The sequence below is a fragment of the Thermocoleostomius sinensis A174 genome (assembly GCF_026802175.1).
Lineage (GTDB): Bacteria > Cyanobacteriota > Cyanobacteriia > Elainellales > Elainellaceae > Thermocoleostomius > Thermocoleostomius sinensis.
Genome location: NZ_CP113797.1, coordinates 4,359,347 through 4,378,277, shown reverse-complemented (window position 1 = coordinate 4,378,277; position 18,931 = coordinate 4,359,347). Strand labels below are relative to the sequence as shown.

7 protein-coding genes are annotated in these 18,931 nt (G+C 48.4%); 6 read left to right on the top strand and 1 reads right to left on the bottom strand.

Translation table 11 applies throughout. The features are described 5' to 3' along the window. Nucleotides 1–18: 18 nt before the first annotated feature. The 3 genes from OXH18_RS18890 (at nucleotide 19) to OXH18_RS18880 (ending at nucleotide 3,995) form a co-directional block, all read left to right on the top strand. Nucleotides 19–2,397 carry a CHASE2 domain-containing protein gene (locus tag OXH18_RS18890; RefSeq protein WP_268608910.1) on the top strand — a complete coding sequence of 793 codons (2,379 nt, stop codon included), beginning with the start codon at nucleotides 19–21 and terminating at the stop codon, nucleotides 2,395–2,397. Nucleotides 2,398–2,503: 106 nt separating this feature from the next. After that, entirely contained in the window at nucleotides 2,504–3,364 is an 861-nt protein-coding gene (locus OXH18_RS18885; RefSeq protein ID WP_268608909.1) for a DUF928 domain-containing protein, read from the top strand. Between the two features lie 46 nt (nucleotides 3,365–3,410). Next, nucleotides 3,411–3,995 carry a YbhB/YbcL family Raf kinase inhibitor-like protein gene (locus OXH18_RS18880; RefSeq protein ID WP_268608907.1) on the top strand — a complete coding sequence of 195 codons (585 nt, stop codon included), beginning with the start codon at nucleotides 3,411–3,413 and terminating at the stop codon, nucleotides 3,993–3,995. A 213-nt stretch (nucleotides 3,996–4,208) separates the two neighbouring features. On the opposite strand, the gene OXH18_RS18875 is transcribed toward OXH18_RS18880, so the two are convergent. Beyond that, a complete protein-coding gene (locus OXH18_RS18875) occupies nucleotides 4,209–4,844 on the bottom strand; it encodes a DUF2834 domain-containing protein (protein ID WP_268608905.1) in 636 nt (211 codons plus the stop codon). Nucleotides 4,845–4,956: 112 nt separating this feature from the next. Between OXH18_RS18875 and OXH18_RS18870 the strand changes: the two genes are divergently transcribed. The 3 genes from OXH18_RS18870 (at nucleotide 4,957) to OXH18_RS18860 (ending at nucleotide 18,907) form a co-directional block, all read left to right on the top strand. Continuing rightward, nucleotides 4,957–9,324 (top strand): PAS domain-containing hybrid sensor histidine kinase/response regulator, encoded by a 4,368-nt coding sequence (locus OXH18_RS18870; protein WP_268608903.1) that lies wholly within the window; start codon nucleotides 4,957–4,959, stop codon nucleotides 9,322–9,324. A 273-nt stretch (nucleotides 9,325–9,597) separates the two neighbouring features. Continuing rightward, nucleotides 9,598–17,343 (top strand): AAA family ATPase, encoded by a 7,746-nt coding sequence (locus OXH18_RS18865; protein ID WP_268608901.1) that lies wholly within the window; start codon nucleotides 9,598–9,600, stop codon nucleotides 17,341–17,343. After that, nucleotides 17,336–18,907: a hybrid sensor histidine kinase/response regulator gene (locus OXH18_RS18860; RefSeq protein WP_268608899.1), complete on the top strand. Its 1,572-nt coding sequence runs from the start codon at nucleotides 17,336–17,338 to the stop codon at nucleotides 18,905–18,907. The genes OXH18_RS18865 and OXH18_RS18860 overlap by 8 nt, the downstream gene beginning before the upstream one ends. Nucleotides 18,908–18,931: the final 24 nt, after the last annotated feature.

Below are 18,931 nucleotides of genomic sequence, written 5' to 3'. Positions count from 1 at the left end.
ATGAGTTGATGAGCAACCGTGAGTAAGCTTGTTTTTCTAAAAATTAGCGAAGGCAGTTTTGAGCAAGGCTTTTCCGTGACGCTGCAAATTGGTGAAGAGCAAGCAGATCAAGCTGGACAGCTTGTCTACCGTTTGACGGCTGAAGTCATCGGCAAACTACCACCCAGTCCTGGCTTATTACAGAGTCATCAACGCTGGCAATCCCGCTATCGCCATTTAGGCATTCAATCGCGCTTGCACGCTCCCAAGGTACAAGTCACCAACGTTTCAATCACTCATGATTGTGAATGTGCTGCCCAAGAACTCAGCGATCGTCTCAATGAGTGGCTACGATCAGAATCCTTTCGACCCATCCGCGAAAAATGGTTAGAGCAATTGTCAGTACAGGACAACATTCGGGTAATTTTGCAATCCGATCATCCGGTGATGCAGCGATTGCCCTGGCAGGTGTGGGACGTGCTAGAACGATACAAACATGCTGAACTGGCGTTAAGTGCTCCCAGCTATGACCGAACCAATCGCCCGATTGCGACAAAACCGCGCATTCAAATCTTGGCGATTTTAGGAAATAGCCAAGGAATTGATGTTCAAGCCGATCGCCGCTTTTTAGAACAACTGCCTGAGGCTGACGTGCGGTTTTTGGTGGAACCGTCGCGGCAAACCCTCAATGATCACCTTTGGCAACAGAGTTGGGATATTTTGTTTTTCGCCGGACACAGCACGAGTGAAGCCAATAATTCCAGTGGTGCGATTAAGATTAACCAAACTGATTCTCTGACAATTGCTCAACTCAAATACGCCCTCAGAAACGCCGTCGATCGAGGATTATCTCTGGCCATTTTCAACTCCTGTGATGGATTGGGATTAGCGCACAATCTAGCCGAGCTACACATCCCGCAGATGATCGTTATGCGCGAACCTATTCCCGATCGCGTAGCCCAGACCTTTCTCAAAGCGTTTATCACCACCTTCGCTCACGGTCAAACGCTGTATCGATCCGTGCGCGAAGCCAGAGAACAACTCCAGGGATTAGAGCATCAATTTCCCTGTGCAACATGGCTCCCGGTGATTTGCCAAAATCCGACAGAGTCGCCCGCAACCTGGCAGGGCTTGAAGGGGCAAATAACTACTATTGCCGAAGCAGCAGAGAGCTTGAGCCAGGCGAAACCTCTTGCAACGGGGCGATCTCGCGTCGGCTGGTGGCAAGCGATCGGACTGGGATTATTGATCGGTTTGAGTATTGTGGGAGTGCGATCGACTGGAGCGTTGCAAGCATGGGAGCTAGCCGCCTATGATCAAACCCTGCGGATGCGTCCCCCTGAGCCGCTAGACGATCGGCTTTTGATTGTCACCATTGATGAAGCTGAACGTCAAACCTATGGCGAAGCTCATCCAGAATTCGGTTGGATTTCCCTATCCGATCGCGTGCTCAATCAACTGCTGCAACAGCTAGAGACCTATCGACCGCGTTTGATTGGCCTAGATTTGTATCGTGACTTTCCGATCGCGACCGATCAAGCCAGTCTGACCAGGCAATTTCAGCAAAACTCTAACCTTGTAGCGGTTTGCAAAGCCCGATTTTTGGGAGATGACAGTATTGCACCGCCGCCTGACATCCCGCTCGATCGAGTAGGGTTCAGTGATTTTGTGGTGGATGAGGACGATCGACTGCGACGACACTTGCTAACCATGACGCCCGAGCTAATCGATCCCGGTATTCCCTGTACCTCGCCCCATGCCTTTAGCGTGCAACTGGCAACGCGCTATCTGCAAGCTCAAGGACTGGTGGTCGATCGATCGGCACCGTCCTGGCAAATCGCGAACTTGACTCTGCCGCTGTTACAACCCTTTAGCGGCGGCTACTGGCAAGCCGACACCCAAGGGCAGCAAATTTTGCTGAACTACCGCATGAATACACGACCCGCTAGCCAAGTTTCCCTAACGGATGTGATATCTGGGCAGGTAAATCCAGAAATTGTTAGAAATCGAATTGTATTCATTGGAGTCACGGCTAAAAGTGCTGGCGATGTTTGGCAAACGCCGATCGATCAACAAATGCCGGGAGTGGTGGTGCAAGCTCATATGGTCAGTCAATTGCTGAGTGCTGCTCTAGACAACCGATCGCTGCTGTGGAGTTGGTCTAATCTCGTCGAGGGCATTTGGATTACCCTCTGGGCGATTGTGGGCAGTGGTTGCGGCTGGCTGATTCAACGGCTGGTTCGTCTGGGTCTGTCCCTGCTCCTCGCTAGCGGTCTGCTGATTGGACTATGTTGGGTCATGATGGTCATCGGTGGCTGGATTCCCCTCGTTCCAACTGTGATGGCGATCGCAGTATCCGGTTTGGTTACAAGGGGATATCGTCGAGTGGGGCGGCGATCGTCCAAGCAATCGTCCTAGCGGGTGTCAAAGCTGTCAAATCGGTTTCTGGAGTAATGGGTAATGGGTAATGGGTAATGGATGATTATTAACCGTTGAAAACTTGTTTAGAAAATTTTGCTTTGTTATGAAACGCTACAATTTTTTGATTCAATCTACCGCTTCAACCCTATTGCTGCTGTTGTTTTCATCTAGTGGATGGCTTGCCATTCAACCAGCGGAGTCTAGGTTTCTTGGTAATCAACTAGTTAGTCCTGTGGCTGATAGGGTCAGTGCTGAGTTTAATTTGGTTCAAGCGTCTATTCGCGATCCCATTCGCTTTATTCCACCTACTGCCCAAGCGGCTCCTACTAGAGGTCGATCGCGGGGGGGAGCTAGTCGAGGGAATTGTTCAATGGCTGAACAGCCGCTGATGGCGTTGGTTCCCAATGCAGCCGACGATCGCGAGACCATGGCAACGGTCGCTACTCCAATCACGTTGACAACTGCCAGCCATCCCACCTTTTGGTTTTATGTACCAACGGCGCTGACAAGCGATCGTCCCGCTGAGTTTTGGCTGCTGGATGCAGACGGGAGTTATGTCTACACGTCTTTGCTGCATGGCACAGACACAGCAGGCATTGTTAAGGTAACGCTGCCAAATACGGTCTCTCCTCTGGAACCTGAAAAGCCCTATCGCTGGATTTTTCAATTGATCTGTGAAACCGGAGCTACGGTAGATGTTTGGGGTGAAATTCAGCGGGTTGATCTGTCGCCTACTCTAAAAGCTCAATTGGCTCAGTCTTCCCATCGTGATCAATCGGCCTTGTATGCCGCTCAAGGAATTTGGCTCGATGCCCTAACGACCTTAGCCGAATTGCGCCTGTCTGAGCCAACCAACACCGCGCTCGTGACTGATTGGCGAAGCCTGCTGCAATCGGCTCATCTGGCAGAGGTGATAAACCATCCGCTGCTGCCTTGTTGTCAAGCGTTTACTGAAGCACCATAGGATCGAGGAGGACTGAGGCGATTAACAGAACGACTGAGGAATGCAAATGGTGACTGCTCGAGTCAGGCGGCGACGGGTTTGTTGGCAACTAGTGGCGATTGTGGGTGGCAGTTGGTTGATCGGCTGTACTCCACATCGATCGTCATCTACCAATCGATCGATCTCAAAAACCATGATGCTGGAAAGCAGTGCCTTCAGCCCAGAGGGAGCTATTCCTAGCAAATACACCTGCAATGGCGAAAATGTCTCTCCGGCTTTGCGTTGGAATGAACCACCTGGCGGAACTCAGCGGTTTGTTTTGATTGTTGATGATCCAGATGCACCCGGTGGAACCTTTATTCATTGGCTGCTCTACGATCTTCCAGCAGAGACTCGCGAATTACCAGAAGCCATTCCGCCTGATCCAATTCTATTGACGGGAGGGGTACAGGGTAGAAATGGCTTCGATCGCTACGGCTATGGCGGCCCTTGTCCTCCCAGAGGAACCCATCGCTATGTCTTCAAGCTATATGCGATCGATACTGTCCTGGATTTGCCACCGGGAGCCAGTGAAGCCGACGTAGTCGAAGCTATGCAGGGACATGTGTTGGCGGATGCAGAGTTGGTGGGGAAGTATCAAAAGAAAACATAAAGAATGTTATTGCAATCCTTTGCCCGTTTTTGTGGAAATGCTGAACACCCTTGCCATGCCACAAATTTCGACCCTTACCTCAATCCTGCTCTCACCATGGGAGAGGGACTTCAATCGGGCTTTCCTTCGCCCTTTTGGGGAGAAGGGGTTGGGGGATGAGGGTGGTTTGGCATAAAAGTGTCCGGACTATTGTTGACTATTGTTATTAATGCCCTACTGCTTTAACGGCGGTCGCCACAGCAAATACCCCAATGGCCCAATGAGGGGAATCAGGGCCGCTGCCCAAAAAATGCGGGAGTCTTGCACACCCCGTCGTGCCATGTCATCTCCTAGCAACGTGGGCGGCAGCAGGCATAGCAAACAAAAATCTAGACTCATGACGTGAATGAAGCGATCGGTTTTCCACTGCGCTATAAAATCACTCCAGTTGCCTTGGCTGAATCCATAGCTCAACAGCCCAACAGCGCCAATTGCTAGCCCGATCGCCAGCCAGCGAGACTCCCACAGGTTCAGCCAACCCGTTTTTTCGCCAGCAAACGTGGGGGCAGGGTTGCGCAGCGCCAAATACGGCAGCAATGCAAACGCTCCGACGCCAAACGACGCCACCCCGAACGGCCACGCCGGAATTTTCTGCATTCTGCCATCGCTGTACAAAAAGCAACTGTAGATCAGCGGCCATACCCCCATAATGTTGAACAAAGCAATTACCAAGGGATTAATACCGTCCCAGTTTGCAGTCGCTAAATCCTTAATCAACGTGAAGGTGTCTGGTTGAGTGGGGGGTGCAAAGGCAAAGGCATACACCACAAAGCCAACCCAAAGTAGCCACAGTGCTAGGTTTCTGATCATATCGATCTCTTCTGCGGTGTTCGATCGCCTATATCTTCTCGAGATCTTCCCTTTTCTAAGATAGCCTTAACAGCTAAGGTATATCGTGACTAAAGATTCAAAGGAATGCTGCATGGGTTCTGATTGGTACGAACTCACCACTCAACTGCAAGGGCAGTTACAAGCAGAACGCGAACGTCACGCTGTATTGCAAGCGGCGTTGGAGGCAATGGCTGACGGCATTCTTGTAGTCACATTGCAGGGTAGAGTGTTGGTTTACAACCAGTCCTTTATTCAACTGTGGCAAATTCCCGAGTCTTTGTTAGAGCCAGCGGTGAGTCCAGTTGATCGCAATCTAGCGTTAGCCGCACCCGTGCAAGACCCAGCGGCGTTTCAAGCCCGAATGCTGGAAATTTTGCAACAGCCAGCGGCAGGCAGCCATCAACTGGCCTTACAGGATGGGCGCATGATTGAGTGGTACAGTCAGCCGCAGTGCCTTAACGAGGAGGTTGTTTGCGTTTGGCGGTTTCGCGATATTACTGCCTGTTATCGGCAACAGCAGCATTTGAATCAGTTAGCATTGGCATTTCAAGCCGCTACCGAAGGCATCGCCATTCTCGATCGCCAGCAACGATATATCTATCTCAACGAGGCCCACGCCAAGCTGTTTGGTTACGATCGTCCCGAATCATTGGTGGGACAAACTTGGCAGATTTTATACGAGGCTGCCGAGATAGACCGGTTTGAACACGAGGTCATTCCAGCCTTTTCGCAACAGGGCTATTGGCAGGGAGAGGCGATCGGCCGCAAGCGCGACGGTAGTTTGTTCAATCAAGCCGTTTCTTTGACAGCACTGGAGGGGGGCGGGCTAATTTGTATTGTTCGAGATATCAGTCAACAAAAACAAGTCGAAGCCGAGCGACAGCAAGCCGAAGAACATTTGAAGCAGCAACAGCAAATGCTACGAACGGTGATTGATACGGTTCCCAATATCATTTTTGTCAAAGATTGGGACGGTCGCTATCTCCTGGCAAATCAGGCTTCGGCCGCTTTCTACAACACCACGCCAGAGACGTTGGTGGGGCAACGCGATGTGGATCTGCATCCCAATCCCGCAATCGCTGAGCAATTTGTTCGGGAAAATCGCCGCATTATTGAAACCGGAGAAGAGATGTTTATTGCCGAAGAACGGGTGTCAACTGTGCCCGATCGCGATGAGTGGATGCAATGGCAAAAGCGGCGCATCAAAATTCCTGGATATGACGCCTACAGCGTTCTAGGCGTGGGGGTACGCATTACCGATCGCAAACGGCAAGAGGCGGCCTTGCGGTTAATTGTGGAAGGAACTGCCTCAAAAACTGGCGAAGAATTTTTTCAAACCTGTGTGCATTATCTAGCAGAGGCACTGCATGTTCCCTATGCGCTGCTGCTAGAATTTTGCGATGTGGCTAAAACGCGAGTCCGAGTGCTTGCCGATCATGGAGATATTACAGTCAATCCAACCAAAGAATATAGCGTGATCGGTACACCTTGCCAGAATGCGTGTCGTGATCAGATGTGCTTTTACCCCGATCGGGTGCAGGATTGGTTTCCTCGCTCAATGGGCTTGTTGAAACGCAATACCGAAAGCTATTTGGGCATTCCACTGACCGATGCAGATGGGGAGATGGTGGGGCATCTGGTGGTAATGGACACGAAGCCGATGCAGCCCGATCCGGGACGAGAAATGATCCTTAGAATTTTTGCGGCCCGCGCTGGAGCCGAGTTAGAACGTCGATCGGCAGAACGGGCCGTGCAGGAAAGTGAGCGCAAATTTCGCAGCATTTTCCAGAACTCCCAAGTAGGCATTGGTCGCAGCCGCATCGAAGACGGACTGATTCTGGAGGCCAATCAACGGCTAGCTGAAATTTTAGGATTCGATTCAGCCGACGATTTAATCGGCAAGGTGTATACACCGTCGCTTTATGTCAACCCGGAAGACCGGGCCCGATCGCTGTCTGAACTCGATCGGGCAGGGGGAAGCCACCAAGATTATGAACTGCGACTAAAACGTCGGGATGGCACCCGGCTGTGGGGGCTATTGTCGCTGCGGTTGAACGCAACAGAAAACTGTCTGGAGTTTGTGCTGACGGATATCAGCGTGCGCAAACACCTCGAAGAAGAACTGCGGCAATCGCAGCAATTGTTGAACAGCATCGTGGAGAACATTCCGCTGGCGCTATTCACCAAGGATATTCGTAATGACTTTCGCTATGTGCAAGTCAACAAAAGCAGCGAACGCATTGTCGGATTTTCTAGCGATCGGGCGATTGGATACAACGATCATGAACTGCTTGCCGCCGACCTAGCCGATCGCTATCGGGCCCAAGACTTGGCCGTAGTGACGCAGCGCTCGCCCTTAGCCACTTATGATGAAGTTTTCGATCCGCACACCCAAGACACTATTTTTGTGCGTGGTTTTAAAGTGCCGTTGTTTGATTCACAGGGCGATCCCACCTACCTGTTGTGTATTGGTGAAGATATCAGCGATCGCAAACACCAAGAAGAAGCACTGCGCTTAATTGTCGAAGGAACAGCGTCAAAAATTGGCGATGAATTTTTCCGCACCTGCGTTCGCTATCTGGCCGAAGTGTTGCGGGTGCGCTATGCCTTGATTACTACCTTCGCCGACGAAGCAAAAACCATGATTCGCACTCTGGCTGTGTGGGCAGGAGATGGCATTGCCGAAAACATGGAATACGCGATTGAAGGCACACCCTGCGAGTCTGTTAGCTTTGGAGAGATGTGTTTCTATCCCCGCAACATTCGCGCGCTGTTTCCCCATTGCCATAGCTTGGTTGGGTTCCAAGCGGAAAGCTTTTTTGGTGTGCCCTTGGTGAATTCAGCCGGAACCGTTTTAGGGCATCTGGTAGTGATGGACGTGGAACCGATGGCACCAGACGCCGGACGTGAGATGATTTTGCGCATCTTTGCCGCCCGTGCCAGTGCCGAATTAGAGCGCAAGCAATCGGAAGCAGTGCTGCAACTGGCCAAGGAACAAGCCGAAGCCGCCAACCGAGCCAAAAGCACCTTTTTAGCCAACATGAGCCACGAGCTACGAACGCCGTTGAATGCCATCTTGGGCTTTGCACAACTGATGGAACGGGATGCTAGCCTCTCCGCCCAACAGCGCGAGTCATTAGCCACCATCAACCGCAGTGGGGCACATTTGCTTAATTTGATCAACGACGTACTGGAAATGTCGAAGATTGAAGCTGGACGGATTGTCTTAAACCCCAAGCCCTTTAATCTGCGTCATCTGCTGCAAACGCTGCGGGAAATGTTTCAAATGCGGGCCGAAACGAAACAACTGCGGCTGCAATTCGAGATTGCTCCTGATGTCCCGTCGTGCATTGTTGGCGATGAGGGCAAACTGCGGCAGGTGATCATTAACCTATTGGGTAATGCCATGAAGTTTACGAACACAGGCAACGTAACATTGCGGGTATGGACAGAAGCGATCGATCCGGCGATCGATGTGGCTGTAGACCCTACAGGTTACAGGGCAGAGCAGAATCCTGACTTAGTAAATCCGCTTGCCTCCTCGCTCTGGTTACATTTTGAAATCGAAGACACCGGAACTGGCATTGCTCCCGCAGAACAGGCGCGGCTGTTTCAACCGTTTGTACAAACCTTGAGCGGGGCGCATGTGGGCGGAACTGGGCTGGGGCTGGCCATTAGCCGTCAGTTTGTGCAATTGATGGGCGGCGATTTGCATTTCACCAGCACTGTAGGACAGGGATCAACGTTTGGGTTCGAGATTCCCGTTGCGGCGGCGAATCCGCTGACGGTCGAAACCACCCAATCCAGTCGTCGGGTGCTGCGGTTAGCGGCCAATCAGCCAACCTATCGCATTTTAGTAGCTGACGATCATGCTGAAAATCGCAATTTGTTGATGCAACTGTTGAGTTCCGTTGGCTTTGAAACCCGCATCACGAATAATGGACAAGATGCGATCGCCCTATGGCAAAGCTGGCATCCCCATTTAATTTGGATGGATATGCGAATGCCAGTGATGGACGGCTATACGGCCACACGGCAGATTCGATCGCAGGTGACGGGGCAATCAACAGTCATTATTGCCCTTACAGCCAGTGCTTTTGAAGAAGATCGAACCAGTGTATTGGAGGCAGGCTGCGATGATTTTGTGCGTAAGCCATTCTACGAGCCAGTCATTTTTGAAAAGATGTCTGAATATTTGGGGGTGCAATATGTCTATGAACCGATCGCTGAGCTTGGTACAGCCCTACCGATGGCATTGGTTCCGGCTGATCTAACCGTGATGTCGTGGGAATGGGTAGCGGCCTTACGACAGGCTGCAATTCAAGTAGATGCCGAGTTGATTTTTCAACTGATTGAGCAAATTCCGTCCTCACATTCATCAGTGGCCGAGCGGTTAACAACCTTAACGCAACGGTTTTGCTTTGACGAAATTCTTGATTTGACAGAGAGATCTGTATGAAGTGACTGATTCTATACCCTACCGATTTTCATCAACCCGATTGCTCCTACAGTCCATTACTTATACCAATTCCTAGAATTAGCCTTACAGATTCCGTAGGGGCTATTTCGCGAAACGCCCTTACAGATGCGATGGTAGGTAATCCAAGTTTAAAGAATTAGTATTAATCGTTGAAAATTGGCATACCCCGATCGCGCTGTTTTGGAAATCTTTTAGGTGAATTGACCCAATATTTAGAAAACCGTGATTTACTAACAGCAATCATTCCGACTCATGGAACAACCAATGATCACGTTGCCGGGTTACGACATTGCGGAATTGATTTATAGCAGTTCCAAAACCTTGATCTATCGGGGATGGCGATCGGTCGATCAACGTCCTGTAATGATTAAAGTTATAAATACCGAATATCCCAGCGTGTCTGAATTGATTCATTTTCGCAATCAATTGACAATTGCCCGTTATTTAAACATCCCCGGTGTAATTCAGCCACTAGCGCTGGAACCCTGTGGCAATGGCTACGCGCTTGTCATGGAAGATGAAGGTTTTATTTCGCTACGAGAGTACTTAACAAGCCAGCGGTTGTCTAATCATGCCGAAAGGTCTGATCCCCACGCAGATGCACCTGCACGGTTAAGTCTGGATGATTTTTTTTCGATCGCCATTCAACTAGCCAGTGTTTTAGAAGGTTTGTATCAACATCACATTATTCACAAAGATATCAAACCACAAAATATTTTGTTTCATCCTCAAAGTAAGCAAATTAAGCTGACTGACTTTAGCTTATCATCCCGTTTGCCGCGAGAGAATCCGGTTTTACACAGCCCGAATGTCTTGGAAGGAACCCTGGCTTACATGGCTCCAGAGCAGACGGGACGAATGAACCGTGGAGTTGACTATCGCGCCGATTTTTATGCACTGGGCATTACGTTCTACGAGTTGCTGACGGGACAGTTACCTTTCCAATCAACCGATCCCATGGAGTTAGTGCATAGCCACATTGCTCAACAGCCGATCGCGCCGATTGTCTTGAATTCTCTGATTCCCGAAACGGTGAATCAAATTATTCTTAAATTAATGGCAAAAACAGCCGAGGATCGCTATCAGACTGCATTTGGACTACGTCAAGATTTAGAGCGATGTCAGCAGGAATGGCAACAGCAGGGGGGGGTTTCCAATTTTCCGCTGGCAACTCGAGACATTTGCGATCGCTTCACTATTCCTGAAACGCTTTACGGTCGGGAACAGGAAGTGGCAACGCTGTTGGCAGCATTCGATCGAGTTTCTGGAACGGATCAATCCACGAAGTCTCATCACTCTGAATTGATGCTGGTGGCGGGCTATTCGGGTGTGGGCAAGACAGCCGTGGTTAATGAAGTACACAAGCCGATCGTGCGACAACGCGGCTATTTTATCAAAGGCAAATTTGACCAATTTCAGCGCAATATTCCCTTTTCGGCGTTTGTGCAAGCGCTGCGTGACTTAATGCGGCAATTGCTCACCGAATCTCGTGATCGGATTCGGGAATGGCAAGCAAAGATTCTGGCGGCGGTCGGCAATAATGGGCAGATATTGATTGAGGTCATTCCTGAACTGGAATGGGTGATTGGTGCACAACCTGCTCCCCCCAATCTGTCTGGTATGGCGGCGCAGAACCGCTTCAATTTGTTGGTGCAAAAATTTATTCAAGTTTTCACCACATCCGCGCATCCATTGGTTTTCTTTCTAGATGATCTACAGTGGGCCGACTCGGCATCGCTCCATCTAATTCGTCTGCTGATTGCAGACACAGACACGCCCTATTTACTGCTGATTGGAGCTTATCGAGATAATGAAGTGAATCCGGCCCATCCGCTAATGTTGACCATAGAGGAGATTCGCAAAGCAAATGCAGCAGTGAATCAAATAACATTAGCGCCGCTGGATGTTCGATCGCTTAACTGCTTAGTGGCAGATACGCTGAGTTGTTCAGCCGAGCAAGCGGTTCCGCTAAGCCAATTAATTTTTCAAAAAACGAATGGCAATCCCTTTTTTACTACCCAGTTTCTCAAATCGCTGCATCAAAGCGGCTTGATTTATTTTGATTTTGAGAATTATGGCTGGCAATGCGATCTGGCACAAGTGCGAACGCTGGCGGCTAGTCAAGACGTAGTGGAGTTCATGACCTTGCAACTACAACGACTACCGTTGTCCACGCAGAATGTGTTGAGATTGGCGGCTTGCATTGGCAATGAATTTGATTTAGCGACGTTGGCAGTCGTGTATGAGCAGTCGCCATCGCAAACGGCGATCGAACTGTGGCCGGCGCTGCAAGAGGGATTGGTGTTACCCATTAGCGAGGTCTATAAGTTTTATCAAACCCAAGCGTTGAATAGTAATTCCAGTCTGGATCAATCTGATGATCAGTTTGACCCGTCACTGCAAAGACTCATCAAACAGGCGCCAACCTATCGCTTTTTGCACGATCGGGTGCAGCAATCTGCCTATTCCCTCATTCCTTCTCTCGATAAACAGTTGACACATCTCAGCATCGGTCGTCTGCTGTTGCAAAGTGCTTGCCAAAGCAGCAATTTAGACGACCGTCTGTTTGAAATTGTCAATCAACTCAATGTTGGAGCCGATTTGATTGACGATCGGGTAGAGCAAGTGGAACTAGCCAAGCTGAATTTAACAGCCGGACGCAAAGCTAAGTCTGCCACAGCCTATGCAGCGGCGGTTAGCTACCTCTCTACCGGATTGCATCTACTAGAGCCTGATGGTTGGCAACAGCAGTATGACCTGATGCTGGCATTGTATGAAGAAGCCGCTGAAGCTGCCTATCTCAACGGACAGTTTGATCAAATGGGGCAATGGCTGGCGATCGTGTGGCAACAGGCGACAACGCTGCTCGATCAGATGAAAGCCTATGAGATTCAAATTCAAGCTTATATTGCTCAAGACCAGCCAATCGAAGCCGTAAATGTAGCGCTGGCAGTCTTGAAATCATTGGGAGTGCATTTACCACCCAACCCTAAGCACTATCATGTCTTGCTGGCTCTGTGGCAAACGCGGTTGGCCTTACTGAGCAAACGCATTGATCAACTGGTGCAGTTACCCCTCATGACCGATCCCACAAAGCTAGCTGCAACGCGCATTTTGGCTAGTGTCATGTCGGCGGCTTCGTTTTCATTACCCAATTTATTTATCTTGATTGCGTTAAAAATCCTCAATCTGTCGTTGCAGTACGGCAATCTAGATTTGTCTGCTTATGCCTATGGCACATATGGACAAATTCTCTGTGGCATTGTGGGTGATGTGAATCAGGGTTACCAATTTGGTCAACTGGCGGTCAGGCTATTAACAAAATTAAATGCAAAGCACCTGAAAGCCAAAGTGTTGATGGTGGTGAATGACTTTGTGGTGCACTGGCGGGCCCATGTCAAAGAAACCCTGGCACCGTTCATTGAAGCCTACCAAAGCGGTCTAGAAACAGGCGATCTAGAATTTTCTGCCCGTTCAGCAATGGTGTACGCCTATCATTCATATTTCATGGGACAAGACCTCACAGCCTTATCCCAAGAAATCGCTAATTATTCCATCGCGATTCGTAATTTGAAACAAACAAAATTCATTTATATGAATGAACGCTATCGTCAAGTTGTATTAAATTTAATTGGTCAATCAGATAATCCTTGTCGATTAGTAGGTGAAGCCTATAACGAAGATGAGTTACTGCCGCTGCATTTTCAGTCGAACGATCGCAATGCAATTTTTAACGTCTATTTTCATAAAGCAATTCTTTGTTATTTATTTCAGGAGTACTCAGAGGCACTCACAAATATTGTTAATGCTAAGAATTATTTAGCGAATACAACAGGATTGTTGTTAGTTCCGCTATTTCATTTTTATGAGTCGCTGATTCAGCTTTCAATGTTTTCGTCGGTTTCTAATGTCAGGCAAAAGCAAATCTTACGGCAGGTTACTGTTAACCAAAGAAAGTTGAAGCGGTGGGCACATCATGCCCCGATGAATCATTTACATAAATTTTATTTAGTAGAAGCAGAGCGGTATCGGGTTTTGCAGCAGTGGTCGCAAGCGTGCGACGCATACGATCGCGCCATTAGTCTGGCAGAGGAACATGAATATATCAATGAAACCGCGTTGGCGAACGAATTGGCGGCTCGGTTTTATCTGGAACAATCGCGATCGAAATTAGCTCAACTGTATCTCACCGATGCCTATTACAGCTATGTGCGCTGGGGCGCAAAGGCCAAAGTCAAGGCGTTAGAAAAACAATATCCTCAACTGGCTACATTAGTATCCGGAAAAAGTTCGGGTCTTGTGGCTCGCCTCAGTACACAGGGGCAGGAAACTGACGAATTGGGTACAACCTCTACCCTCACCGCCTCTAGCATCAATATTGCTGAGGCTCTCGATTTGACCACTGTCCTCAAAGCCTCGCAAGTACTGTCGGGTGAAATTCAGATTGAGCGGTTGCTGTCTACGCTGATGCAAATGGCGATCGAAAATGCTGGGGCCGAAACAGGTGTATTGATTTTGCCGGAGGGCGATCAGTGGTTGGTCCAAGCAAAAGTGACCAAAGATAAAAGCAACCCAGAAGCGCTGCAAGTTGACTCACTGCTACAATCCATTCTGGTAGAGAACAATTCTGATGTTCCAGCCACGTTGATTAATTATGTTGGCCGTACCCAACAAGCGATTGCCCTCGGTGACGCGTCCCACGAAGCCATGTTTGTGGCAGATCCCTATATTCGTCAGCATCAACCAAAATCAGTTCTATGTTTTCCGATTTTGCGGCTTGGGGCACTGGTGGGCATTCTCTATTTAGAAAATAATTTAACAACCGATGCCTTTACTCGCGATCGCCTAGAAGTATTGGAATTATTGATGACGCAAGCCGCCATTTCTTTGGAAAATGCACGCCTTTATGAACAACTGCGGAGTTATTCGCATACTTTAGAAGCACGAATTGAAGAACGCACTCAAGAACTTCATCAAGAAGTCCGGGAACGGGAACGGGCCCTGCAAGAATTGCAGCGCGCCCAAACGGTACTTAGCCGCCGGAATGCCATATTGCAAGCTCAGCAAGATACCGCAATTGACGGTATTTTAATTGTAGATGAGCATCAAAACATCGTCTCCTACAACGATCGATTTTGCCAACTATGGCAGATTTCTAAAGAGACGCTCACCGATAATCAACAGTCAATAGAATCTGCTCTGGCGCAACTGCAAGAACCGCAGGTATTCTTCGATCGGGTGCAATACCTGTACGAGCATCCAGAAGCAACCAGCCACGAAGAAATTTACTTCAAAGACGGGCGCGTGTTCGATCGCTACTCCAGCCCCGTTACATCTGCCGAGGGCAAGTATTACGGACGCATCTGGTATTTTCGCGATATTACCAAACTCAAGCGGCGAGAGGAGTTTTTGCGGCTAATTGTTGAAGGAACTGCCACCAAAATCGGTGATGAGTTTTTCCGTTCCTGTGTGCGGTATCTCGCTGAGCTATTGGGCTTTCGCTATACATTCATCTCTGAATTTGTGGACGATAGCAAAGAGCGAGTCCGAACATTGGCCTTTTGGAATGGTGAAACCTTTCTCGACAATATTGAATACAGCACTGACAACACTCCCTGTGCCGAAGTTTTAGCATCCAGTGGGCTAGTTATGTTTGAGTCAGTTCGCGATCGATTTTCACTTGATCCGCATCTGAGCGAGATTGGCGGGGAAGTGTATATTGGAATGCCCATCATCGATCCCCACGGTCGGGTTTTAGGACAACTCGCCGCCCTTGATTCGCAAGCATTGGACATCAACGTGGAAGATCAAGAACTAATCTTCAAGATTTTTGCGGCTCGGGCTGGAGCCGAACTGGAACGACGAAGAACTGAGGCAGCGCTGGAACGGCAGATTCAGCGAGTTTTACTTTTAGATCAAATTACGCAAGAGATTCGTCAAAGCCTCGATACGCAAAAAATTTTTCAAACGGCGGCTACTCAAATCGGGCAGACTTTTCACGCTAGCCGATGTCACATTCACAATTACATTGCAGAGCCAGAGCCACACCTGTATGTGGTAGCTGAATATGTGGTATCAGGGCTAGACTCGATGCTGGGAATTGAAATTCCGGCCCTCAATAGCCCTCCTACTAAAGCTATTCTGCTGCACGATCGAGCATTGTCCTGGACCAATGTCTATACCGATGCACTGTTGAGTGCGGTGATTCCTGCCTCCTATCCAATTCATCTCAAATCAATGCTGGCGATTCGCACCTCGTATCAAGGTGAACCAAATGGGGCGATCGTGCTGCATCACTGTGATTGTTCCATGTCGCGGCAGGAGTATCTTTGTCATCCAGAAAGCTATGCATCACTGTTCCGTCACTGGACAGAGGATGAGGTGGAACTGCTAGAAGCTGTGGCGGCACAAGTGGGAATTGCTTTGGCACAGGCCAAACTGCTAGAGCAAGAAAAGTTACAGCGTCAAGAATTGGAAACAGCGAAACGATCGGCAGAAGTAGCCAACCGGGCCAAGAGTGAATTTTTGGCCAACATGAGCCATGAATTGCGAACGCCATTGAATGCAATCTTGGGATTTACACAGCTAATGACACGAGATGATTCATTGAATCAACAACAGCGTGAGAATTTACAAATCATTAACCGCAGCGGCACACATTTGCTGAATTTAATTAATGATGTATTGGAATTTTCCAAAATTGAAGCAGGACGTATTACTCTATCGGAAAGTGCCTTCGATTTGTACCGATTACTGAATGATCTGGAAGAAATGTTTCGCTTGAAGGCTGACTCGAAAGGGTTACAATTGTGCTTTGAACGATCGATCTATGTCCCTCAATACATCAAAACTGATGAGGGTAAGTTGCGTCAAGTGTTCATTAACTTGTTGAGCAATGCTATTAAATTTACAGCATCTGGTAGAGTAACACTGCGATCGCACCAAGAGGATATGTTCATTGGGACACATACTGAGAGCAATCAGGAGAATAAACAGCAGAATACTCAAGGGAATTATCAGAGAAATTCATCAATCAACGATCGGTTGCAAAGATCCACTAGTGCAGAGTCTTACCGCTTGCTGTTTGAAGTAGAAGATACGGGCCCTGGCATTCAAGCCGAGGAAGTACAGCAGTTATTCGTGGCGTTTGGCCAAGCCGAAACCGGGCGAAAATCACAGGAAGGAACAGGGCTGGGATTGTCGATTAGTCGTGCGTTTGTTCGGTTGATGGGCGGCGATATTGTAGCTATGAATGCCCCTCGTCGAGGAGCCATTTTCCGATTTACTATTACAGCCCAAGCTGCCAATGAATCAGAAGTTGATACTCCAGTTTCCAAGCGGCGTGTCATCGCGTTGCAACCCAATCAACCAACCTATCGAATTCTGGTGGTAGAAGATCACTATACCAATCGTCAACTGTTGGTAAATTTGCTAGCTCCGATGGGGTTTGAAGTACAAGCGGTGGAAAATGGGAAAGAGGCAATCGAATGCTGGGAAACCTGGCAACCTCATTTGATTTGGATGGATATGCGAATGCCTGTGATGGATGGCTACGAAGCCACTCGACAGATTAAAGCTCATCCAGAGGGTCAAGAGGCGATCGTGATTGCGCTGACGGCCAGCGCTTTTGAGGAGGAACGAGCCGTGGTATTAGCATCGGGCTGTGATGATTTTGTTCGCAAACCGTTTCAAGAACATCAGATTTTTGACAAACTGGCAGAGTATCTGGGCGTGGAATATATCTATGATGCTGGAACGCTTGCTGCGCCATCGAGCCATCGAGCACTCTTAATGCCGCAAGACTTGACCGTGATGCCGTCTGAATGGATTGAGCAACTGCGTCAAGCTGCCATTCAAGTCGATGCAGACCTGATCCAACACCTGCTGCACCAAGTTCCACCCTCACAAGTCGTCCTTGCTAATCAATTACTAGAACTGACCCAAAATTTTGCATTTGATGAAATTATTGAGCTAACGCAAGGAGATCACTGTGACTAATTCATATTCTGATGCCATATTATATTCCTCAATCAATTCTCACAAAGCTGATATTTTAGTTATTGACGATACACCTGAAAATCTCCACCTGTTAGCCAACATGCTAACCGAGCGTAGCTATAAAGTGCGCAGTGTAACCAAAGGCATGACCGGATTACGAGGTGCGCAGGCAGCCCCCCCCGATCTGATTTTGCTGGACGTCAACATGCCGCAGATGAATGGCTATGAAGTGTGTCAACACTTGAAGGCAGACGATCGCACCTGTGAAATTCCAGTGATTTTTATCAGTGCCCTTGGCGATGTATTGGACAAAGTGAAAGCCTTTCAGGTGGGTGGAGTAGATTATATCACTAAGCCATTTCAAGTCGAAGAAGTATTTGCGCGAATTGAAACGCACTTAACCTTGCGACGATTGCAAAAACAATTACAAACGCAAAATGAACAGCTTCAGCAAGAGATTCGAGAACGTCAACAAGCAGAAGAAAAGTTCAAAAAAATATTCTTAGCTAGCCCTAATCCAATTACCATTACCACCTTGTCGGAGAATCGCTTTGTGGAAGTGAATCCAGGTTTTTTGCAAATGAGTGGCTACACAAGAGCAGACATAATTGGTCGCACCCCGAATGAGCTAGAGTTAGGAATTGCCCAAGATGTTTATGATAAAGCAATTCAACAACTACAAAACGTTAGCTTGGTTCATAACCAAGAATTTGAATTTCGCACGAAAACGGGCGATTGTAAAACTGTACTTTTATCGATCGAATTAATTGATTTTGGCGATGTACCCTGTGCCCTAAATATCATCAATGACATCACAGAACGTAAGCGTTTGGAAAATGAATTTATTTCCTTAGTTAGCCATGAATTACGCACCCCCATGAACTCGTTAATTGGAGCACTCGATCTACTCAGCACCGGTCAATTGGGAAGCTTAACTGATAAAGGCAAACAAATCCTTGAGATTGCAACCACTAACACAGAGCGACTGATTCGACTTGTTAATGATATTCTAGATTTAGAACGCATGAAATCCGGTAAAATTACCATGCGAAAGACCAATTGCAATATTGGTCAACTCATGATTCAAGCGACCGAAGTCATGCAGTCAATGGCAGAGAGTGCCAAGATTCAACTGGATGTGCAACCTTACTCAACCGACGTTTGGGCCGATCCCGATCGCATTTTGCAAACTCTAACAAATTTACTGAGTAATGCTATTAAATTTTCCGAACCCGGTCAAACCGTTTGGATGACAGCCAAACGAACGATGCTACTGCTGAATTCATCGGAAAATTTATCTTCTGTTGAACAACCTGACTGTCTGTTGATCGAAGTAACCGATCGTGGACGTGGTATTCCGGCAGATAAACTGCAAAGCATTTTTGAACGGTTTCAACAAGTCGATGCATCGGACTCGCGTAAAAAAGGCGGCACGGGGTTAGGATTAGCCATCTGTCGCAACATTATAGAGCAACATGGCGGACAAATTTGGGTAGAAAGCACGTTAGGGCAAGGTAGCACGTTTTATGTTAGTCTGCCGCTACAGTCTTCTCTGCCTACTTAACGGTGAACGAGCTAGGGAAACGGT